This is a genomic window from Streptomyces sp. NPDC026417 (assembly GCF_055567695.1).
The window spans coordinates 146,249-168,058 of the sequence record NZ_JBVHPY010000001.1 but is presented as its reverse complement, the minus strand read 5'-3'; the positions used below and the strand labels follow the sequence as shown (position 1 = coordinate 168,058).

17 protein-coding genes are annotated in these 21,810 nt (G+C 72.1%); 11 read left to right on the top strand and 6 right to left on the bottom strand.

Features of this window, described 5'->3' with window-relative positions; translation table 11 throughout:
• The first annotated feature begins 16 nt into the window (after positions 1-16).
• From ACZ4NT_RS00690 to ACZ4NT_RS00660, 7 genes are all read left to right on the top strand, one after another.
• Positions 17-1,090 (top strand): ABC transporter substrate-binding protein, encoded by a 1,074-nt coding sequence (locus ACZ4NT_RS00690; protein WP_121403058.1) that lies wholly within the window; start codon positions 17-19, stop codon positions 1,088-1,090.
• On the top strand, positions 1,087-1,956 hold the full coding sequence (locus ACZ4NT_RS00685; protein ID WP_121403057.1) for an ABC transporter permease: 870 nt from the start codon (positions 1,087-1,089) through the stop codon (positions 1,954-1,956). Before ACZ4NT_RS00690 ends, ACZ4NT_RS00685 begins: the two co-directional genes overlap by 4 nt.
• A complete protein-coding gene (locus ACZ4NT_RS00680) occupies positions 1,932-2,744 on the top strand; it encodes an ABC transporter ATP-binding protein (protein ID WP_467722484.1) in 813 nt (270 codons plus the stop codon). Before ACZ4NT_RS00685 ends, ACZ4NT_RS00680 begins: the two co-directional genes overlap by 25 nt.
• Complete coding sequence (locus ACZ4NT_RS00675) at positions 2,741-4,087, top strand: LLM class flavin-dependent oxidoreductase (RefSeq protein WP_467722482.1); 1,347 nt, start codon at positions 2,741-2,743, stop codon at positions 4,085-4,087. The genes ACZ4NT_RS00680 and ACZ4NT_RS00675 overlap by 4 nt, the downstream gene beginning before the upstream one ends.
• A gap of 124 nt (positions 4,088-4,211) precedes the next feature.
• A complete protein-coding gene (locus ACZ4NT_RS00670) occupies positions 4,212-5,111 on the top strand; it encodes a TauD/TfdA family dioxygenase (protein ID WP_121403056.1) in 900 nt (299 codons plus the stop codon).
• Between the two features lie 151 nt (positions 5,112-5,262).
• Positions 5,263-6,672, top strand: coding sequence for an amino acid permease (locus ACZ4NT_RS00665; RefSeq protein WP_121403055.1), 1,410 nt, complete (start codon positions 5,263-5,265; stop codon positions 6,670-6,672).
• A gap of 223 nt (positions 6,673-6,895) precedes the next feature.
• Entirely contained in the window at positions 6,896-7,537 is a 642-nt protein-coding gene (locus tag ACZ4NT_RS00660; RefSeq protein ID WP_467722479.1) for a superoxide dismutase, read from the top strand.
• 166 nt (positions 7,538-7,703) lie between these two features.
• On the opposite strand, the gene ACZ4NT_RS00655 is transcribed toward ACZ4NT_RS00660, so the two are convergent.
• A complete protein-coding gene (locus tag ACZ4NT_RS00655) occupies positions 7,704-8,348 on the bottom strand; it encodes a mycothiol-dependent nitroreductase Rv2466c family protein (protein ID WP_121403053.1) in 645 nt (214 codons plus the stop codon).
• A 138-nt stretch (positions 8,349-8,486) separates the two neighbouring features.
• Here ACZ4NT_RS00655 and pepN point away from each other — a divergent pair, with 138 nt between their 5' ends.
• Entirely contained in the window at positions 8,487-11,060 is a 2,574-nt protein-coding gene (gene pepN, locus ACZ4NT_RS00650) for an aminopeptidase N (RefSeq protein WP_121403052.1), read from the top strand.
• A gap of 229 nt (positions 11,061-11,289) precedes the next feature.
• Positions 11,290-12,351: a hypothetical protein gene (locus ACZ4NT_RS00645; RefSeq protein WP_467722476.1), complete on the top strand. Its 1,062-nt coding sequence runs from the start codon at positions 11,290-11,292 to the stop codon at positions 12,349-12,351.
• A gap of 101 nt (positions 12,352-12,452) precedes the next feature.
• Here ACZ4NT_RS00645 and ACZ4NT_RS00640 read toward each other — a convergent pair whose 3' ends face one another.
• From ACZ4NT_RS00640 to ACZ4NT_RS00620, 5 genes are all read right to left on the bottom strand, one after another.
• Positions 12,453-13,589, bottom strand: coding sequence for a serine hydrolase domain-containing protein (locus tag ACZ4NT_RS00640; RefSeq protein ID WP_467722475.1), 1,137 nt, complete (start codon positions 13,587-13,589; stop codon positions 12,453-12,455).
• A gap of 98 nt (positions 13,590-13,687) precedes the next feature.
• Positions 13,688-15,466 carry a TIGR03767 family metallophosphoesterase gene (locus tag ACZ4NT_RS00635; protein ID WP_467722473.1) on the bottom strand — a complete coding sequence of 593 codons (1,779 nt, stop codon included), beginning with the start codon at positions 15,464-15,466 and terminating at the stop codon, positions 13,688-13,690.
• A 231-nt stretch (positions 15,467-15,697) separates the two neighbouring features.
• A complete protein-coding gene (locus tag ACZ4NT_RS00630) occupies positions 15,698-16,156 on the bottom strand; it encodes an NUDIX hydrolase (protein WP_121403049.1) in 459 nt (152 codons plus the stop codon).
• 9 nt (positions 16,157-16,165) lie between these two features.
• Positions 16,166-17,044 carry a pyridoxamine 5'-phosphate oxidase family protein gene (locus ACZ4NT_RS00625; protein WP_467722471.1) on the bottom strand — a complete coding sequence of 293 codons (879 nt, stop codon included), beginning with the start codon at positions 17,042-17,044 and terminating at the stop codon, positions 16,166-16,168.
• 13 nt (positions 17,045-17,057) lie between these two features.
• Entirely contained in the window at positions 17,058-17,501 is a 444-nt protein-coding gene (locus ACZ4NT_RS00620; protein WP_467722469.1) for a VOC family protein, read from the bottom strand.
• A 128-nt stretch (positions 17,502-17,629) separates the two neighbouring features.
• Between ACZ4NT_RS00620 and ACZ4NT_RS00615 the strand changes: the two genes are divergently transcribed.
• Both ACZ4NT_RS00615 and ACZ4NT_RS00610 read left to right on the top strand, forming a co-directional pair.
• Positions 17,630-18,193 carry a CGNR zinc finger domain-containing protein gene (locus tag ACZ4NT_RS00615; protein WP_121403046.1) on the top strand — a complete coding sequence of 188 codons (564 nt, stop codon included), beginning with the start codon at positions 17,630-17,632 and terminating at the stop codon, positions 18,191-18,193.
• Between the two features lie 241 nt (positions 18,194-18,434).
• Positions 18,435-21,746, top strand: a complete 3,312-nt coding sequence (locus ACZ4NT_RS00610; protein ID WP_467722467.1) for a S8 family serine peptidase — start codon at positions 18,435-18,437, stop codon at positions 21,744-21,746.
• Positions 21,747-21,810 lie beyond the last annotated feature (64 nt).

Here is a 21,810-nt window from a genome sequence, read left to right as displayed (position 1 = left end):
CTCACGGAGTTTCTCCATGCCACCTCTGTCCGCGTCCGCGTCCGGTGTCGACCGGCGGCTGTTCCTGTCCTCCCTGCTCGGCGCGGCCGCCGCGGCCGGACTCAGCGGCTGCGCGGGCAGCAGCGCCGCCGACTCGGGCACCAAGGGGTCCGCGTCCGCGCCGCTGTCGGCCAAGGTCCCGGCCGGCACCCGTCTGAAGATCGCCTCCTACCAGGGCGTCCAGCAGCTGCAGTTCAAGCTGGCGGGCCTGTCCGACCTGCCGTTCGAGGTCGCCGGCTGGCCCAACATCGGTGCCGGTCCCGACGTCATCAACGCCTTCCGCGCCAAGTCCCTCGACCTCGCCAACAACGCGGGCATCCCGCCGATCCAGGCGCACTACCAGGGATTCGACGCGAAGATCGTCGCGATCAACGTCACCCGCAAGCCCAACTACCTCTTCGCCACCAAGCCGGGCAGCGACATCCGGGACGTGCGGGGCTTCAAGGGCAAGCGGCTCGCGTTCTCGCAGGGGCAGGCGCAGGGCGTGGTCCTGCTGCGCGCCCTGAAGAAGGCCGGGCTGGCCTACGACGAGGTGGAGCTGGTGCCGCTGACCAGCAACCAGTTCCTCACCGCGCTCCAGGCCGGGCAGGTGGACATCGCCCCGCTCGCCAACAGCCAGGCCCCGGCCTATCTCAAGCAGTACCGGGCCAAGGGTGCGCACACCATCGAGACCGACGTCGTCGACCTGCTCAACCTGCTGTGGGCGCCGACCTCGGTGCTGGCGGACCGGGCGAAGGCCGCCGCCGTCGCCGCGTACATCCCGCGGTGGGCGAAGGGCCAGGTGTGGGCCTACGAGCACCCCGACACCTGGAACGAGGAGTTCTACGTCAAGACCCAGAACCTCAGTCTCGCGCAGGCCCGGTCGATCACCGAGCTGGCCAACAAGCCCTACTTCCCGCCGAGCTGGGATGCCGCGATTGCCTGGGAGCAGGAGACCGCGGACCTGCTGGCCGAGGGCGGCTTCGTGAAGGCGTTCAAGGTCGGGTCCCTCTTCGACCACCGCTTCGAGGGCATCGCCGCCAAGGCCGTGTCCGCCGAGTACCGGAGGTGACCGCCGTGACCACCACAGCACCGGCGCCCGCCGCCGCCCCGCCGGCCGCCGCACCCGCCGAGCGGGCCGGCGGGGACCACCGCACCCGGCGCCGCGGCCTCGCCCCGGGCAGGCGGCTGCCCGCCTCCCGCCTGATCGGCCCCGCCCTCTTCGCCGGGCTGTGGGCCCTCGCCTCCGCCGCGGGACAGCTGGACCCCGGCGCGATCCCGGCACCCTGGACGGTACTGCGCACCGCGGGGCACCTGTGGACCGACGGCACGCTCCCCACCGACGTGCTGACCTCGCTGCGCCGGGCCGCGTACGGGTTCGCGCTCGGTCTGACCGCCGGGGTGACGCTCGCCCTGGCCGCCGGGCTCAGCCGGGTCGGCGAGGCGCTGATCGACGGGACCGTGCAGCTGAACCGGGCGATCCCCACTCTCGGCCTGATCCCGCTGTTCATCCTCTGGCTCGGCATCGGCGAGACCTTCAAGATCGCGATCATCGCCATCGTCGTGTACATCCCGATCTACCTCAACCTGCACGCCGCGCTGTCCGGCATCGACCACCGCTATGTCGAACTCGCCGAGGTCCAGGGTCTGTCCAGGCTCCGGTTCGTCCGGCAGATCGTCGTCCCGGGAGCGCTGCCGGGCTTCTTCGTCGGGCTGCGGCTCGGGGTGACCGGCTCCTGGCTGTCCCTGGTCGTGCTGGAGCAGATCAACGCCACCAGCGGCCTCGGCTACCTGATGTTCCAGGCCCAGAACTACGGCCAGACCGACGTCATCCTCGTCGGCCTGCTGATCTACGGCGTCTTCGGTCTCGTCTCCGACACCGCGGTCCGCCTCGTCGAACGGAGGGTGCTGTCATGGCGACGCACGCTGAGCAACTGACCAGGCCGGCCGTCCGGCTGCGGGGCCTGACCCGCTCCTTCGAGGAGCGCACGGTCCTCGACGGCATCGACCTCGAACTGCCGCCCGGCCAGTTCACGGCCCTGCTCGGGCACAGCGGTTCCGGCAAGAGCACCCTGCTGCGCGCCATCGCCGGACTCGACCACGACGTCACCGGCAGCGGTGAACTGATCGCGCCCGAGCGGGTGTCCGTCGTCTTCCAGGACTCACGGCTGCTGCCCTGGCGCCGGGTGCTCGACAACGTACTGCTCGGCACGGACGGCAGGGAGGCCGCCGAGCGCGGCCGTGCCGCCCTCGCCGAGGTGGGTCTCGCCGGACGGGAGCGGGCCTGGCCGAACGAGCTGTCCGGCGGCGAGGCCCAGCGCGCCGCCCTGGCCCGCTCCTTGGTCCGTGAACCCGAACTCCTGCTGGCGGACGAGCCGTTCGGTGCCCTGGACGCGCTCACCCGGATCCGGATGCACACCCTGCTGCGCGAACTGTGGGAGCGGCACCGGCCCTCGGTCCTCCTCGTCACCCACGACGTGGACGAGGCCATCGTGCTCGCCGACCGGGTGCTCGTGCTCGACCGGGGGCGCATCGGCCTCGACCTGACGATCACCCGCCCGCATCCGCGCTCGTACCGCGATCCTTTGCTCGGCGAGTACCGCGAGCGTCTGCTCGCGGCGCTCGGTGTGACGGAGCACCAGGAGCAGCCCCGGCAGCCGGAGACGACGGCAAACCCCCACCCGGACCGTACGGCCCTCGTGCCGGACCAGGAGACCGCCCAGTGACCGAGCGCCGACTGCACCTCAACGCCTTCCTGATGAACACCGGGCACCACGAGGCCTCCTGGCGGCTGCCGGAGAGCGACCCGCACGCGAGCGTCGACCTCGCGCACTACCGCAACCTCGCCCGTATCGCGGAGCGCGGCACCTTCGACTCGCTCTTCCTCGCCGACGGCCCGGTGCTGTTCAACAGCGTCGGCCAGCGGCCGTCCGGTGCCCTGGAGCCCATCACCCTGCTCACCGCGCTGGCCACCGCCACCGAGCACATCGGCCTGATCGCCACCGCGTCGACGTCGTACAACTCGCCCTACAACCTGGCCCGCAGACTCGCCTCGCTGGACCACCTCAGCGGTGGGCGCGCGGGCTGGAACATCGTGACGACCGCCGGTGCCGAGGCCGCCCGCAACTTCGGCCTCGACGACCAGCCGGCCCATGCCACCCGCTACGAGCGCGCCGCCGAGTTCCTGGACGTGGCGCTGAAGCTCTGGGACAGCTGGGAGGACGACCTGGTCGTCGCGGACAAGGCGGCCGGGGTCTGGGGCGACGAGCACAAGATCCACCCGCCGCGGCACCAGGGGACGTACTTCAGCGTCGAGGGCGCGCTCAACGTGCCCCGGTCGCCGCAGGGCTATCCGCTGCTGGTCCAGGCGGGCTCGTCCGAGAACGGCAGACGGTTCGCGGCCCGGTACGCGGAGGCGGTCTTCACCGCCCAGCAGACGCTGGCCGGGGCGCAGGACTTCTACGCCGACCTCAAGGCCCGCACCGAGCAGGCCGGCCGGGACCGCGACCACATCAAGATCCTGCCCGGGATCGTGCCGGTGATCGGCTCCACCGAGGCCGAGGCCCGCCGCCACGAGGCCGTGCTGGAGGAGCACATCGTGTACGAGCACGGGCTGGACCGTCTCGAACACCTGTTGCGGGTGGAGCCGGGCACGCTCGAACTCGACGCGCGGCTGCCCGCCGACCTCCCGCCGGAGAGCGCGATCGAGGGGGCCAAGAGCCGCTACACGCTGGTGGTCGAACTCGCCCGCAGCGAGCGGCTCACCGTCCGCCAGCTCATCGGCCGCCTCGGCGGCGGGCGCGGCCATCTCACCTTCGCCGGTACTCCGGAGCAGGTGGCCGACGCCATCGAGCAGTGGTTCCGGCTCGGGGCCGCCGACGGATTCAACATCATGCCCGCCGTGCTGCCGTCCGGCCTCGAACTCTTCGTCGACCACGTGGTGCCGGTCCTGCGCGCTCGCGGTCTGCTGCGCACGGAGTACGGCCCCCGCCAGACCCTGCGCGAGCGCTACGGCCTCCCCCGTCCCGCCAACCAGTACACCGCCGCGCCGGCCCTCGCCGCCCGCTGAGCACCGCAGGCGGGACCCGGCCGGGCCGGACCCGTCGCCGGAACCGCAGGCCCGGCGCCGGCCCCGCAAGCCGGCACCAGCCATTCAGTCATCAGCCAGCCATCCGCTGAAAGGACCGCCGCACATGTCCGAGATCGAGATCCGCAAGGTCACCGCCCGCATCGGCGCCCAGGTGTCCGGCGTCGACATCGGCAAGCCCCTCGACGAGGAGACCGTCGCGACCCTGCGCGAGGCCCTCGGCCGCCACAAGGCGCTGGTGTTCGACGGCGTCGACCTGGACGACGCCGGCCAGGAGGACTTCGCCCGCCACTTCGGCGACCTCACCACCGCGCACCCGACCGTGCCGGCCGTCGACGGCGCCCCGAACGTGCTTCCCGTCGACAGCGAGCGCGGCCGGGCCAACCACTGGCACACCGACGTCACGTTCGTCCTCAACCCGCCGCAGGCCAGCACCCTGCGGAGCATCACGGTGCCGCCGTACGGCGGTGAGACGCTGATCGCCAACTCCGCGGCCGCGTACCGGGATCTGCCCGAGCCGTTGCGTGTGCTCGCCGACACCCTGTGGGCCGAGCACACCAACGACTACGACTACGCCGTGCCGGACGAGGAGATCGACGCGGAACGGGCCGAGCAGCGGGCCCAGTTCACCTCCATCGACTACCGCACCGCCCACCCGGTGGTCCGGGTGCACCCGCTGACCGGCGAGCGGGGCCTGTTCATCGGCGGCTTCGCGCAGCGGATCGTCGGGCTGTCGACGGGCGAGAGCCGCAAGCTGCTGGAGCTGCTGCAGTCGTACGTGACCCGGCCGGAGAACGTCCTGCGCTGGCGCTGGTCCCCGAACCAGCTCGTGCTGTTCGACAACCGGATCACCCAGCACTACGCCATCGACAACTACGACGGTCTGCCGCGCCGGCTGAACCGGGTGACCGTCGCCGGAGACATCCCGGTCGGTGTCGAGGGCAAGGAGAGCTACTCGATCACGGGCGACGCCTCGCACTACACACCCGTGGCCGTGGCCGCCTAGGGTCCGTCCCCCGGGGCGGGAAAGGTGACCGGACGATCACGTTCCGTATCGCGGGTGTCCGCATGATGGGCAGTCTCTCCGGGCGGGCGGCGAGACTGCCCAGACTGTGGGCGTTTTTGCCCCGTCTCACGTAACGGAACCCCTCACGCCCATGTCTCGGACCGCTCCCGACACCGGCGTCGACCGACCGGACGACGCCACCGCCGCCCCGGCCCCGCCGCTCACGCACGGACTCAAGCAGCGCCACCTGTCGATGATCGCCCTGGGCGGGGTGATCGGCGCCGGCCTGTTCGTCGGCTCCGGTGCCGGCATCGCCGCCGCGGGCCCGTCGATCGTCGTCGCCTACGCCGTCTCCGGCCTGCTGGTCATGCTGGTGATGCGCATGCTCGGGGAGATGTCGGCCGCCTACCCCTCGTCCGGCTCCTTCTCCGCGCACGCCGAGCGCGCGATCGGGCCGTGGGCGGGCTTCGCCTCCGGCTGGTCGTTCTGGGTGCTGCTGTGCACGGCGGTCGGGCTCGAAGGCATCGGCGCCGCGAAGATCGTCACCGGCTGGCTGCCCGGGACGCCGGAATGGGCCTGGGTGGCGCTGTTCATGGCCGTCTTCTGCGCGGCCAACCTCGCCGCCGTGAAGAACTTCGGCGAGTTCGAGTTCTGGTTCGCCGCGCTCAAGGTCGGCGCGATCACGCTCTTCCTGGTGCTGGGCGTGGCGGCTGTCGCCGGGGTGCTGCCCGGCACCGACTCCCCCGGCACCGCGCACCTCACCGGCGAGGGCGGCTTCCTGCCGAACGGCAGCGAGGGGCTGGTCATCGGCCTGCTCGCCTCCGTCTTCGCGTACGGCGGCCTGGAGACGGTGACCATCGCGGCGGCCGAGTCCGAGAACCCGGTCCAGGGTGTCGCGCGCGCCGTGCGCACCGCGATGTGGCGGATCGCGGTCTTCTACGTGGGCTCCATGGCGGTCATCGTGACGCTCGTCCCGTGGGACTCCGAGGAGGTCGTCGCGAAGGGCCCGTACGTCGCCGCCCTGGACCAGCTGGGGATCCCGGGTGCCGGGCAGCTGATGAACGTGGTCGTCCTGGTCGCCCTGCTCTCGGCGATGAACGCCAATGTCTACGGCGCCTCGCGCATCGCGTACTCGCTGGTGGAGCGGGGCCAGGGGCCGAGGGCGCTCGGGCGGGTCTCCGGCGGGGTGCCCCGGATCGCGGTGCTGGCCTCGTCCGTGTTCGGCTTCGGCTGCGTGCTGCTCAGCTACTGGCGGCCGGACGACGTCTTCCCGTGGCTGCTGAACATGATCGGCGCGGTGATCCTGGTCGTCTGGATCTTCATCGCGGTCGCCCAGCTCCGGCTGCGGCGCACTCTGGAGCGGGAGGCGCCGGAGCGGCTGGCGGTGCGGATGTGGGCGTTCCCGGTGCTGACGTGGGCCGCGCTCGCGGGGATGGCCGCGATCTTCGTCCTGATGGCACGCCGGCCGGACACCCGGGTGCAGCTGTACTCGACGGGCGGAATGACGCTGTTCCTGGCCGCCGTCGGCTACGTACGGCAGCGCACCCGCGCCCGCGCCTGACACCCGGCACGAAGGGCCCTCGCCCGGAGAACTTCTCCGGGCGAGGGCCCTTCCGCCTGTCCGGGCCCGGTTCCCCCGCGCGGCGGGCGCCCGGTGCGGCACGGGTGGTCGGTTCCGTGACGCGAGCGGCGCGCCGTGCGTACCCCGGCAGGTGACTCCACTCTCTTGCTGCTAACGTGCAGTTGCAAGTCCTTTGCAATAAGAAGCCGGAGGGGATCCTGGCATGGCCGTCTACACACTTCCCGAACTGCCGTACGACTACGCCGCGCTCGCACCCGTCATCAGTCCCGAGATCATCGAGCTGCACCACGACAAGCACCACGCGGCGTACGTGAAGGGGGCCAACGACACGCTGGAGCAGCTCGCGGAGGCGCGCGACAAGGAGTCGTGGGGCACGGTCAACGGCCTGGAGAAGAACCTGGCCTTCCACCTGTCGGGCCACATCCTGCACTCGATCTATTGGCACAACATGACGGGCGGGGGCGGCGGCGAGCCGCTGGCCGTGGACGGCGTGGGCGAGCTGGCCGACGCGATCACCGAGTCCTTCGGCTCCTTCGGGGCCTTCAAGGCCCAGCTGTCCAAGGCCGCGGCGACCACGCAGGGATCGGGCTGGGGCGTCCTGGCGTACGAACCGCTCAGCGGCCGGCTGATCGTCGAGCAGGTCTACGACCACCAGGGCAACGTGGGCCAGGGCGCGACACCGATCCTGGTCTTCGACGCCTGGGAGCACGCCTTCTACCTCCAGTACCGCAACCAGAAGGCCGACTTCGTCGAGGCGATGTGGCAGGTCGTCGACTGGCAGGACGTCGCCCGCCGCTACGCCGCCGCCGCGTCCCGTGCCGACGTCCTGCTGCTCGCCCCCTGAGGCGAGCCCGGCATCGTCCTGCTCGTGATCGTCTTCTCACCCTTCACGTGCAGGCGGAAAGAGGTGAGGCCCCCGCGAGGACGTGACTCGCGGGGGCCTCACGGCGTCCGGGCGGGGAGCGGTCATCGCGGGACGCCGGACCACCGGCCTCCGCGCTCCCGGCGGCTCACAGGTTGCTGAAGTCCGGGCCCGCGGTGCGCGTGCGCTTGATCTCGTAGAAGCCCGGTATCGAGGCGACCAGCAGGGTGCCGTCCCACAGCTTGCCCGCGTCCTCGCCCTTGGGGGCCGGGGTGACCACCGGGCCGAAGAAGGCGATCTGCTCGCCGTCCGCGCCCGGTACGGCGATGACCGGAGTGCCGACGTCCTGCCCGACCTTGTCGATGCCCTCCTTGTGGGAGGCGCGCAGCTCCGCGTCGAACTCGAAGTCCTCCTGGTCGGCGTAGTCGATCAGGTCCGCGGGCAGACCGACGTCGGCGAGGGCCGCCACGATCGCCTCGCGGGTCGCGTCCTCGCCCTGGTTGTGGAAGCGGGTGCCGAGCGCGGTGTAGAGCGGGCCGAGGACGTCGTCGCCGTGCTTCTGCCAGGCCGCGGTCACCACGCGGACCGGGGCCCACGCCTTGGTGGTGAGCAGCTCGCGGTACTGCTCGGGAAGCTCGTCCAGCTTCGGCTCGTTCAGCACGGCCAGGCTCATCACGTGCCAGCGGACCTCGATGTCCCGGATCTTCTCCACTTCCAGCACCCAGCGGGAGGTCATCCAGGCCCAGGGGCACAGCGGGTCGAACCAGAAGTCGACAGGGGTCTTCTCGGACATGGTTCTCCTCGTGAGGTCGGTTTCCGTGGGGAACACCGACGCGCGCCCCGCCCATTCCCGGGTGCCCGCGGTCAGGGGCACGTGGCAGGATCGGTCCTGTTTCACGCCTACCGAACACGCCACGAAGGAGTGCCGCCCGTGCCCGGTGAGAATCTGTCCCGCGACGAGGCCCGGGAGCGGGCCGCGCTGCTGTCCGTCGACGGGTACGAGGTGTCCCTCGACCTGCGGTCCGCCGTGGGCGACGCCGGGAGCGAGCCGCGCACGTTCCGGTCCGTGACCACCGTCCGGTTCCGCTGCGCCGAGCCGGGCGCCGCGACGTTCGCCGACCTGATCGCCCCGAGCGTGACCGCCGTCTCGCTCAACGGCCGGGACCTCGACCCCGCGGACGTCTTCGACGGTTCGCGGATCCGGCTGGAGGACCTCGCCGCCGAGAACGAACTCGTCGTCGACGCCCAGTGCGCCTACTCGCGCACCGGCGAGGGCATGCACCGCTTCGTCGACCCGGAGGACGGCGAGGTCTACCTCTACACGCAGTACGAGCCCGCCGACTCCCGCCGGGTCTTCGCCACCTTCGAGCAGCCGGACCTCAAGGCACCGTTCCGTGCCGAGGTGCGCGCCCCCGAGGGCTGGGTGGCGTGGAGCAACGGCGTCGGCGAACTGACCGACGGTGTATGGCGGTTCGCCGAGACCAAGCCGATCTCGACGTACATCACCGCGTTCGTCGTGGGCCCCTACCACTACGTGCAGGACACCTACTCCCGCACTTTCGACGACGGTACGACGCTGGAGATCCCGCTCGGCGCGATGTGCCGCAAGGGACTCGCCCCGCACTTCGACGCGGACGACGTCTTCCTCGTGACCAAGCAGGGCCTGGACTTCTTCCACGACCACTTCGACTACCCGTACCCCTTCGGCAAGTACGACCAGGCGTTCGTGCCCGAGTACAACCTCGGCGCGATGGAGAACCCCGGACTGGTCACCTTCCGGGAGGAGTTCATCTTCCGCGGCAAGGTGACCCAGGCGTCGTACGAGCGGCGCGCCAACGTCGTCCTGCACGAGATGGCGCACATGTGGTTCGGCGACCTGGTCACCATGCAGTGGTGGGACGACCTGTGGCTCAAGGAGTCCTTCGCCGACTTCATGGGCACCTTCTCGATGGTCGAGGCGACCCGCTTCACCGACGGCTGGATCACCTTCGCCAACAACCGCAAGGCCTGGGCGTACCGCGCCGACCAGCTGCCGTCCACGCATCCGGTCACGGCCGACATCCGTGACCTGGAGGACGCGAAGCTCAACTTCGACGGCATCACGTACGCCAAGGGCGCCTCCGTCCTGAAGCAGTTGGTGGCCTACGTCGGCCGGGACGCGTTCCTGGAGGGCGCCCGCCGCTACTTCAAGCGGCACGCCTACGGCAACACCCGCCTCGGCGACCTGCTGTCGGCGCTGGAGGAGACCAGCGGGCGCGACCTCACCGCCTGGTCGCGGTCCTGGCTGCAGACCGCCGGTGTCAACTCCCTCACCCCGCAGGTGATCCTGAGCGCGGAAGGGCGGATCACCGAGCTGGCGATCGTCCAGGAGGCCCCCGAGTCGCATCCCGAGATCCGGCCCCACCGGGTGGCGGTGGGCCTCTACAAGCGCTCGCCCGGGGGCGCCCTGGAGCGGTACGCGCGCGCCGAGGCGGACGTCGAGGGCCCGCGCACGGTGGTCGGTGAACTGGTCGGCGCCCAGGCGCCGGACCTGGTCCTGGTCAACGACGACGACCTCACGTACTGCAAGATCCGCTTCGACGAGAACTCGCTGGCGACGCTGCGCGAGCGGCTGGGGGACATCTCCGACCCGCTCGCCCGCGCCCTGTGCTGGTCGGCGCTGTGGAACCTCACCCGTGACGGGCTCATGCCGGCCCGGGACTTCATCGGCCTGGTGCTGCGGTTCGCGGGACGCGAGTCCGACATCGGCGTCCTGCAGATGCTGCACGCCTGGGCGAACTCGGCGCTCACCCACTACACGGCGCCCGGATGGCGGGCCGAGGGCGGCCGGCTGCTCGCGGACGGTGCCCTCAAGGAACTGCGGCTCGCCGCGCCGGGCAGCCAGGAACAGCTGACCTGGGCGCGGTTCTTCGCCCGCGTCGCGTCCGGGGCGTCCGATCTGCAGCTGCTCCGGGGGCTGCTGGAGGGTACGGCCAAGATCGACGGCCTGGACGTCGACCAGGAGCTGCGGTGGGCGTTCCTGGAGCCGCTCGCCGCGGCCGGGGAGGCCGACGAGCCGGTGCTGGCGGCCGAACTGGCCCGGGACGACACCGCCTCCGGCAAGCGGCATCAGGTCCGCTGCCTGGCCGCCCGCCCCTCGGCTGCGGTCAAGGCACAGGCCTGGGCGTCCGTGGTCGAGTCCGACGCGCTGTCGAACGCGCTGGTGGAGGCGACGATCGCGGGCTTCGGCCGGCCGTCCCAGCGGGAGCTGGTCGCGCCGTACGCGGCGAAGTACTTCGAGGTGATCGAGCGCATCTGGGCGGAGCGGTCCATCCAGATCGGGATGGACGTGGTCCGGGGCCTGTTCCCGGCCCTGCAGGACTCGCCCGCGACGCTGGACGCGACGGACGCGTGGCTGTCCGCGCACGAGGGGGCGCCGCCCGCGCTGCGCCGCCTGGTCCTGGAGGCGCGGGACGACCTCGCCCGCTCCCTGCGCGCCCAGGCGTGCGACGCGGCGGCCGGCTGACCCGCCCGGGCTCCGCGGGAGGAGGCCGGCGCGCGCCGGTGTCCTCCCGCTCGCTCGGAGGGGTGGTTACTAAATTCAGGTATGCACGGCCGTAACCCTGATGGCCCCCCGTCGGGACCTGCCGCTTTCGGCAGTCGAACGCCCGTACTTTAGGACGGGCTTGTCCGGATTCGCCGACAGGCGTGTAACAGCGGTTAGGGAACCGATCACGGGCGGGAAGCTCCGGGGCATGACGCACAACACCCCGCTCTCCCCCCGCCCCCTCCGTCATCTGTCCGAGGTGCAGCGGCGCGTGCTGACCACCACGCAGCTGCGTGCGCACGGTGTGACCGCCGCCGAGGTCAACGAGCAGTGCCGTCCCGGCGGTCCGTGGCAGCAGATCCTCCCCGGCGTCCACCTCCTCCACCCGGGTCCGCCCACCAGCGAGGAGCGGCTGCACGCGATCCTGCTGTACGCGGCCCGCTCCCCGCTGCGCGAGACGGCCCCCGGTGTCCCGGTCCAGCCCAGCGCGGACGAGCCGCACCGCCCGGCCTACCAGGACGCGGTGATCACCGGCCTCGCCGCCCTCACCCTGCACGGCTTCGCCTGCGCACCCCCGCTGCCGTCGCTGGACCGGATCGACGTGCTGGTCCCGCGGCTGCGGCGGCTGCGTTCGACGGGCTGCGCGCGGATCGTGCGCACCGCCGCGATGCCGGTCCCCGCGCACGTCACGGGTGTCCCGGTCGCCCCGGTGCCGCGTGCCGTCGCCGACGCCGTGGCGGACCTGGTGGACGCGGGGGTGGTGCGCCGGCTGCTCACGGAGGCGGTGCGCGGCGGCCACTGCGAGCCGGCGGCGGTGGTGCGGGAACTGACGCAGGCGCGGCTGCTGAGCCGGCCGCACGTGGTGGACGCGGTGGACTCCCTGCTGGCGGAAGGCCGTTCGATCGCCGAGGAGCGCCTCTACCGCATGGTCGCCGAGCACGGCCTGCCCGACCCGGTGTGGAACGTGGACCTGCGGCTGCCGGGCGGTCCCCACCTCGGAGGGCTCGACGCGTACTGGCCCGAGCAGGCGGTGGCGGTGGAGCTGGACACCCGCGCGCCCCGCCAGGGCCGGCGGCAGGACGACGACGAGCAGTGGTCCGAGTACGCCCGCAAGCGCGAACACCTGGAGCGGCTGGGCATCACGGTCGTCCACATCACCCCGCGGAAGCTGCGGGACGCGAGGGAGCAGCAGGCCGCGGTGGTGCGCACCGCGCTGATGGCGTCGAGCGACCGCGATCCGGCGGCGTACGTCGTGGTGCTTCCCCGGTAGTGACGGACCGGGGACACCAGGAGGGGAGCGGAGGGGCCGCCGGGCGTCCGGCGGCCCCTCCGTGTGCGGCCCCGGCGCGGGGCCGGGGTTGCGCGAATCCCCTAGTCGCCGCAGTACTCCGCCTCGATCACCGCGTCCGCGTCCCCCGACCAGTCGCCGTTGAAGTTGAAGGCGAGGGAGTGGCGGCCGTCCGCCGTGGTGACGGCCTCCGAGGTCGAGCCGTGGATGCCGCCGCCGTGGCCCCAGACGTGAACGCCGCAGCTCAGCTCGCGGTCGATGAGTCCGAGCCCGTAGCCCGCGCCGGGGATGTCGTCCACCCGGACGGTGGTCTTCATCTCGGTGAGCTGCTTGCGCGGGAGCAGTCGGCCGCGCAGCAGTGCCGAGTAGAAGCGGTTCAGGTCGCGGGAGTCGGCGATCATCTCGCCCGCCGAGGAGGCGAGCGAGGGGTTGAGTTCGGTGACGTCGTAGGTCGGTCCGGTCGTGGTCCCGGCGAGCTTGCCGTAGGCGCGGCTGCTGGGGCCGGGCACGTCGGGGCGGGTGCCGGGCACGAGGGTGGCGCGCAGTCCGAGCGGCTCGATGATGCGGGCGCGGATCTCGGTCGCGTACGAGCGGCCGGTGGCCGCCTGGATCACCATGCCGGCCAGGACGTAGTTGGTGTTGGAGTAGTGCCAGGACGTGCCCGGCGCGAAGTCGGGAGCGTGGGCCATGGCGACGGCGACGAGCTGCCGGGGTGTCGTGGTGTCGAAGCGGTGCCGGAGGAAGCCGTCCTTCAGGAAGTAGGTGCGGGCGAAGTCCTCGTCCTCCGTGACGTTGTAGACGCCGCTGGTGTGGTTGAGGAGCCGGCGCAGGGTGATGCGGCTGCCGTCGTGGCCGTGGCCCCGCACCACGCCCGGGAGCCACTGCTCGACGGTGTCGTCCAGCGACAGCCGGCCCTCCGCCTCCAGCTGCAGCAGGACCGTCGAGACGAAGGTCTTGGTGATGCTGCCGACGCGATAGCGGTCCCGGGCGCCGCGGGGTTCGCCCGTCCTCAGGTCGCCGGTCCCGGAGGCCGCCTTCCAGGTGCCGTGCCCGTCCTCGGCCCGGGCGGTGACACCCGGGACGCCGTCCCGCACGGCCGCCGCCATGGCCTGCCGGGTCGGGGTGTGGTCGCGTCCTGCGGGTGCCGCCGTCGCGGGCCCCGCCAGGGTGACGGCCACCGCCACCGCGGTCGCTCCCACCAGTCCCGTACGCACTGACATGTGTTCCCCCATCGTCCCTGATCACGTGAACCGTGTGCGGGGGGAGGGACCCGGCCGGTGGGGTGGAAGTTGCCCGCGCTCGGGGCGTTGAGCCGGATTCAGCCCTTCTTGAGCAGGAGTTCGGTGTTGCGGTCGCCCGCCGTTCCCGTCAGGTCGGTGCGCGCGCCCGGGGCGTTGAAGGACAGTTCGCGGTAGAGCGCCGCCAGGCCCGTCTGGGTGAGGTCGGCGTAATCCGTGCGGTGCGGGGCCGCGGACTCGACGAGCGTGGTGAACAGGGAGAGGGTGCCGTCCTGGTTGTCCACCACCTCGATGACCCGGGCGAGTTGGGGGAAGTCGACGTGCGAGGCGGTGGAGATCTCCCAGAGGGATCCACCGTCGGGTGCGGGGTGCGGGGTGATGGCGTTCTTGTGGCTGTGGCCGTTGACCCAGGCCAGCACGTTGCGGTGCCGGCCGAGGAGGGCGAGCAGTTCGTCGCCGCCGTGGCGCCGCTCGCCGGGGTGGGCGGGGTCGGCGCGCAGATTGCGCATCGTCCTGCTGGTGTGGTGGCTGAAGACGATGACGTACGCGTCCTTGTTGTCGCGGAGCGTGCGCTCCAGCCAGCGGAGCTGGGCGGTGCCGACCGAGCCCTCGTAGTGGCCCCCGGGGTCGGTCGAGTCGAGGCTGATGCCGAGCAGGTCGTCGGCGATGCGGAAGGCGTAGTACTGCGTGCCCGCGTCGAGGTTGGCCTGCGAGTAGCCGTGGCCGACCGGGCCCGGTCCGGTGCGGGCGGGGTCGAGGTGCGCCCGGACGTACTCGGCCGGGGTGAAGGGGGCGCGCGCCTCGTCCGGGGTGACCGAACGCATGTGCCGGGCCTGGGACTTGAGCATCGCCCGGAAGTCGACGCCCTTGGGGTCGCCGCCCTTCCTGACGTTCCTCCACAAGGCCGCGCCCGCCGCCTCGTCGAGGGTCATCAGCTTCCTGCCGCCGACGGCGAAGTCGGCGAAGAAGGAGTCGCCGGGCGCGTAGCAGCCGCCGGGCAGCGCGTCGTGGTTGCCGACGGTGGAGTACCAGGGCAGGCCGAGGCCGGGGCTGCGCAGCTCGCGGACGGCCGCGTCGAGGAAGCCCGGGAGGTGCGGGAAGCCGCGCTGTTTGTCGGTGTCGCGCAGCGTGGTGCCGGGCTGCCAGTACAGCTTGAGGTCGCTGTTCTGGACGCCCTCGTAGTGGCGCGGGTCGCCGGAGTTGGGGGTGACGCGACCCCCGCTCATCACCGTCAGGAACCAGTCCAGTTCCGTTTTGGAGTTGTTGTCGGTGTTGTCGCCGGTGGTCATCACGAAGTGGAGCGGGGAGCCGGTGACGGGGGCTCCGCGCAGCGCGTTGACCCGTTCGACGAGGGAGACCGCGCCGGCCACCGACAGGGCCTCCTGCGGACGCCAGGCGCTGGCGGTCTGGGCGCGCAGGTACTCGTAGCGCAGCGGGTGCTGGACGTCGACCAGGTGCAGGTCGGTGAACTGCACGAAGGCGGCGAGGGCGGTGCGTCGGCCGGCACGGCCCGGCCGGGGTGCGGCCAGTTCGCCGCGGACGGCCCGCGGCCAGGCGGGGCCGTCGCCGAGCCGCCGGTAGCCGGAGCCGCCGCGGGGCGCCGCGACGGAGCCGAGCGTGGTGCCGCGGGTGTAGGGCGCCAGGGGCGCGGCGGGCGCCCGGCGGGACACGGCGACGGGCGCCTGGGCCGCGGCGGCCGGTGCCTGGCCGGCGGCGGCGTGTGCCGCGGATCCGGGCCGCAGCGCGTAGCCGACGCCCGCGGAGAGGGAGACCGCTCCGGCGGCGGCGAGCAGGGCACGGCGGTCGAGGGATGCGGTGGTGGAGGCGGCGGCTGTGGCGACAGAGCGTATGCGCGACATGGCGCGATCTCCCCGAGTACGAACGCGTCGGCAGTGGTCGCGGGGTCCCGTCTCTCGAAATCCCCGCTCACACTGGATCGTTGGCACCGGGAATGACCTGCGCGTTAACTGGACGGCAACGCGCAGCGCCGATCTCCGTACGTGGATCTTGGGCTGCCCCGGGCGGCCACGGAGCTCTCTCCGGACGGCCGGAGGGCGGTCACTCCGTGTTCATCTGCCGGGGTAGGCGTCCTACCCGCCGGCGTCCGCGGCGCGCCCGGTGGCCGGACGGTCGCGCCACAGCGCGAGGCCGATGTCGACCAGTCCGACGCGGTCCAGGTCGGGCACCGCGTCCAGCGGGTGCCAGGCCGCCATGTCCGTGGAGCCGTCCGTCTCGTGGCGGAGTTCGCCGCCGGTGACGCGGGCCTCGTAGACGATGCGCAGCGCGTGGAAGTCGGCGGTCCTGCCGAGCCGGCGCGCGTGCGGGCGCCGGCTGGAGTCGACGCCGAGGAGGGCGACCGGCTCCACGGTGTAGCCGGTCTCTTCCTCGGCCTCGCGGACGACGGTGTCGTAGGGGTCCTCGCCGTGGTCCATGCCGCCGCCCGGCAGAGTCCACCGCCTGCCGCCGTCCCCGGCGACCCACCGGGCCAGCAGCATCATCCCGTCCCGTACGCACACGGCGTAGGCCGCCACCCGCAACACCTCATGCATGCAACGACGTTAGGGCAGGGCGGGGTTGGCCGGTGAGTAGCCGGGCGGCGACCAGCGCAGGGGACTGCCCCCCGCGGTCTCCACGACGCCGGTGACGGTGAGGCGTACGGTGCGCTCCCCGGCGGGTCCGTAGTCGGTACGGGCGGTGCCGGTGAGCTGGAGCAGCGTGCCCGACGACCAGTCCAGGAAGAGCAGTCCGGCCCGCGGGTCCGACTCCAGGTTGCCGAGGGTGAGGAACATGGAGTTGCCCGGATAGTCGCGCCAGCTCAGCTCGGTCGGCGAGTCGGCGCGCACGAAGCCGGGGTTGCCGCCCCGGTGGCTCACGTCCGCGCCGTGCGCGTGCACACTTGCGAGGAAGAAGGTGTCGGCGGCGGCGATGAACTCGCTCTGTGCGGGGCTGAGTTCGCGCCCGCGCCGGACCTCGCGCGGGACCGGGTCGGCCGTCCCGCGGAGTTCCCGGTGCTGCAGGTACTTGGGGCAGTTGGCGAACACCTGGTCGGCCTCCACGGCGAGGCCGCGCGATGTCGGGCGCGCCCGGCCGTTGAGCCGCATCCGGCGGCGGGTGCGCGGGTCGAGGGCGAGGGTGCCCACGGCCGTGCTCTCCGCGGAGAGCGCCGCGGCGAGCGGGTCGCCCGGCCGGACCCCGCCGGCGACGGACATCCGGCGGGGCCCGGTGGCCCGGACGAAACCGGGCGGCCCGGTGAGCAGCGAGGCCCACACGCCGCCGCTCTCCGGGTCGGCGGCGCCGACGACCAGCATCGGCTGCCGTTCCAGGAACGCGGCGGCCACGGGCCGGATGCCCTGCCCGACGGACTGCCCCACATGGTCGGCGAGGTCGCGCACGCCGACCCGCTCCTGGACGGCGCGCGAGCCGGGGTGATAGGTCACGGCGCCCCCTTTCCTAGAAGAAACCGCAGGTCGGAGCCGATGTCGAAGGCACCGGGGCCTCATCGGCACCGTGCGGCGCGAAGATTTCCAGGCGAATCCCGTCGGGGTCGTGGAAGAAGATGCCGCCGGAGGCCGAGCCCTCCCGGTGGGCGACCACGCCCTCGTACGCGAACTCCGCGCCGTAGGCCCGCAGCGCCGCCTCGTACTCCCTGACCCGCTCGACCGATTCCGCCTCGAACGCCAGGTGGTGCAGGCCGGCACGGTCGCCGTCGTACGCGCCCTCGGCCTGCTGCCAGAGGGTGAGCACCGGAGTGCCGCCCTCGCCCAGGAACGCGTACCTGCGGTCGTCGTCCTTGCCCTCGCCGATCAGGCCGAAGCCGAGAACGTCCCGGTAGAAGCCGAGCGAGCGGTCGAGGTCGGTGACGCCGAGGCCGATGTGGCCGGTGCGCGGTGTCATGACAGTCCCCTTCTGCCGATGGGGCCCCCGCAGCGGGGGCTAACCCTTGAATGGAAGGTTAGAGGTTAGAATGTCGAGGCGCAACCGGTCACGTACTCTTGACCGGTTAGCAGTGAAGGGAGCCCCCCATGTCCCCCCGGCCGCCGGCGACCACCCCGCCCCCCGCACCCGACCCGCGCCCGCTCACCGGCGAGCCCCTCTCGCTCGACCTGCTCAACACCCGCTGGATGCACGAGGGCGCGGTGCGGGACCTGCTGACGGACACCGGCGGCCTGGCGGTGTGGCTGCGGGCGAACGGGCTGGACTTCCCGGCCGACGACGCCGTCCTGCGGCACGTCCTGCACACCCGCGACGCCCTGCGCACCGCCGTCGACGGCTCCCTGGACGACGGGGCGGAGCGGATCGACGCGGTACTCGCGCACGGACGGGTCCGGGTGACCCTGACCCCGCGGGGGCCGGGAGAGAGCGCCGAGTTCGCGGACCCGGCCTGGGGTCCGGCCTGGCTCGCCGCGCGCGACTACCTGGAGCTGCTCAGCGCGGCCCCCGACCGCATCCGCGGCTGCGCCCACGAGGCCTGCATCCTGCACTTCTTCGACACCTCGCGGAACGGCACCCGCCGCTGGTGCTCGATGGCGGCGTGCGGTAACCGCGCGAAGGCGTCCCGCCACTACGCGCGCACGAAGGAGAGCTGAAACCCGCACGCGGCGGGCACGAGCGGGCCGGTACGTACCCTCCCGTACCGCTTTGCCCCTCGTGGCGTATGGCGGAAGTACGCCATGCCTTCATCCCGCCCCGGTCAACTCTCCCCAAACAACTGCCCCTTGGGTAAAGCTGAGCGGTCTCCCGGGTTCACATACCGGACTGACGCGATCGGCCCGATTCATCCCGGGCCCGATCGCTCCACGCTCGTTCCTTTACCTACAAGGGATGCTGATGACCCCCGAACCTCAGCGCGCTCCGATATCGGGCGCGAGACGCGTGGCCCGCGTGGCCGTGGCCGCCGGCCTGGTGGCCGCGCTCTCCGCGGCCGGGCCGATACCCATGGCCTTCTCCGCGGACCACGCACCCGCCACGCCGGACCCGGGCACCAAGTCCGCGAGCGCCAAGCTCGGTTCGGCCGACGCCGACCTCCTCACGGAGGCCAAGGCCGAGGGTGCCAAGAACGTCACCATGATGATCGCCACCGCCCCCGGGCAGACCGAGCAGGTCGCCGGGCAGCTGGACGCGGTGAAGGGCGGCTCCGTCGGCCGCACCTACGACAAGCTCGGCTACGTCCGCGCGACGGTCCCGACGGCCAAGGCCGACGCGGCCATCGCCGCCGCCGCGAAGCTCGGCTCGGTGCACGGCATCGACCTGCGCCAGGAGATCGCGCTCGACGACCCGACCCCGAGCGCCGACACGGCCAAGGGCGCCAAGGAGCGGGCCACCGCCACCACGGCCTACCCCGCCCCCTCCAAGAGCACGCCCGCCGAGAACCCGTACAACCCGTCCTTCGAGACGGGCGCCGTCGACTTCGTGCAGGACCACCCGAAGGCGGACGGCCGGGGCATCACCATCGGCATCCTCGACTCCGGCGTCGACCTGGGCCACCCCGCGCTGCAGAAGACGACCACCGGTGAGCGCAAGATCGTCGACTGGGTCACCGCGACCGACCCGATCACCGACGCCGACGCCACCTGGCGCCGGATGACCAACCCGGTCACCGGCCCCGTCTTCACCTACGGCGGCGCCTCCTGGAAGGCCCCGGCGGGCGCCTACCAGGTCAACCTCTTCCGCGAGTCCGCCTCCGTCGGCGGCGACGCCAACGGCGACGCGAACCGCGACGGCGACACCACCGACGCCTGGGGCATCCTCTACGACGCCGCGGCGGGCACCGTCCGCGTCGACCTGAACAACAACCAGGACTTCACCGACGACGAGCCGATGAAGCCCTACAAGGACGGCTTCCAGGTCGGCTACTTCGGCACCGACAACCCGGCGACCGACGTCGCCGAGCGGCAGCCGTTCGTCGTCCAGATCCGCAAGGACGTGCCGACCGACCCGTACGGCGGCGACTGGGTCGGCAAGAAGGCCGACTTCGTCAACATCGGCATCATCGAGTCCGAGCACGGCACGCACGTCGCGGGCATCACCTCCGCGAACGGCCTGTTCGGCGGCAAGATGAACGGTGCCGCGCCCGGCGCGAAGATCGTCTCCTCGCGTGCCTGCACCTGGACCGGCGGCTGCACCAACGTCGCGCTCACCGAGGGCATGATCGACCTCGTGGCCAACCGCGGCGTCGACATCGTGAACATGTCGATCGGCGGTCTGCCGGCGCTCAACGACGGCAACAACGCGCGCGCCGAGCTCTACACGCGTCTCATCGACACCTACGGCGTCCAGCTGGTGATCTCCGCGGGCAACTCCGGCCCCGGTGCCAACACCATCGGCGACCCCGGCCTGGCCGACAAGGTCATCTCGGTCGGCGCGACCATCTCCAAGCGGACCTGGGCCGCCAACTACGGCTCCCAGGTGGAGAAGTCGTACGCGATGATGCCGTTCTCCTCGCGCGGTCCGCGTGAGGACGGCGGCTTCACGCCGACGATCAGCGCGCCCGGCGCGTCGATCAACACCACCCAGACCTGGCTGCCCGGCAGCCCGGTCGCCGAGGCCGGCTACACGCTGCCCGCCGGCTACTCGATGCTCCAGGGCACCTCGATGGCGTCCCCGCAGGCCGCGGGCGCCTCGGCGCTGCTGCTGAGCGCCGCGAAGCAGAAGGGCATCGACCTCACCCCGGCCACGCTGCGGACCGCCCTGAACTCCACCGCCGACCACATCAAGGGTGTGCAGGCGTACGAGGAGGGTGCCGGCCTCATCAACATCGGGGACGCGTGGGAGTCCATCAAGGACGACGCCACCGCGCACACCTACACGGTCAAGGCGCCGGTCGACACCGCGATCGACTACGCCCTGAAGACGCCGGGCTTCGGCACGGGTCTGTACGACCGTGAGGGCGGCCTCAAGGCCGGCCAGTCCAAGACGTACGACGTGACCCTCACCCGCACCTCCGGTCCGGACCGCGCGGTCCGCCACGAGCTGCACCTGGAGAACAACGCGGGCGGCACCTTCCGCATCGCGAGCTCCGACGAGGTCTCGCTGCCGCTGAACAAGCCGGTCACCGTCAAGATCGCCGCCAAGCCGTCCTCGGCCGGCATCAAGAGCGCGATCCTGGAGGTCGACGACCCGCGTACCGAGGGCATCGACAAGCAGGTCCTGTCGACCGTGGTCGTCGCCGCCCCGGTCAAGTTCACGTACTCCGCGTCGGGTTCGGTCCAGCGCAACAGCAGCACGTCGTACTTCGTGACCGTTCCCGAGGGCGCCAAGTCCCTCGAGGTCGCGATGAGCGGTCTGAAGGACAAGAGCCAGACCCGCTTCATCTCCATCCACCCCTACGGCGTTCCGGTCGACAACACCTCGACGCCGTACTGCTACAACAACTACCTCGACGGCAACGGCTGCAAGCCCGACGTGCGCGCGTACGCGGACCCGCAGGCCGGCGTCTGGGAGATCGAGGTCGAGTCGCGCCGCACGTCGCCGCTGCTCGACAACCCGTACAAGCTGAACGTCGCCGTGTTCGGCGCGGCCTTCGACCCGGCCGTCGTCACGGTCCCCGAGGCCAAGGTCGGCACCCCGGCCGCCGCCTCCTGGAAGGTGACGAACAAGTTCGCGGCCCTCGACGGCACGCTCAAGGGCGGCCCGCTCGGCTCCTCGAAGTCGGCCCGGCCGACCATCGCCCAAGGCGCGACGCAGACCACCACGGTCGAGGTGCCCGCGGGCGCCAAGTCGCTCGACGTCGCCATCGGCAAGGTCTCCGACACCGCCGCCGACCTGGACCTGACGGTGTACGACGCCGCCGGCAACACGGTCGGATCGTCCGCGGACGGCGACTCGGAGGAGGCCGTCTCCGTGCCCTCCCCGGCCGCCGGGACGTACACCATCGAGGTCGTGGGCTACGCGGTCCCGTCGGGCTCCACGGCGTACGACTACCAGGACGTGTTCTTCTCGTCCTCGCTCGGCGAGGTCACGGTCGACGGGTCCGCGCCGGTCAAGCTCGGCACGGGCGACTCCGCCACGGTGTCCGCCTCGGTCACCGCCGCCGCCCCGGCGCCCGAGGGCCGCGAGTTCTTCGGCCAGGTCCAGCTGGTGAACGCCCGCGGCACGGTCGCGGGTCTCGGCAGCGTGAAGATCGAGAAGGTCACGCCGTAACCGCGGTACCACGGCAGGAGGGGCGGGCGTCCGTACGGGCGCCCGCCCCTTCGTGTGCGTGTGC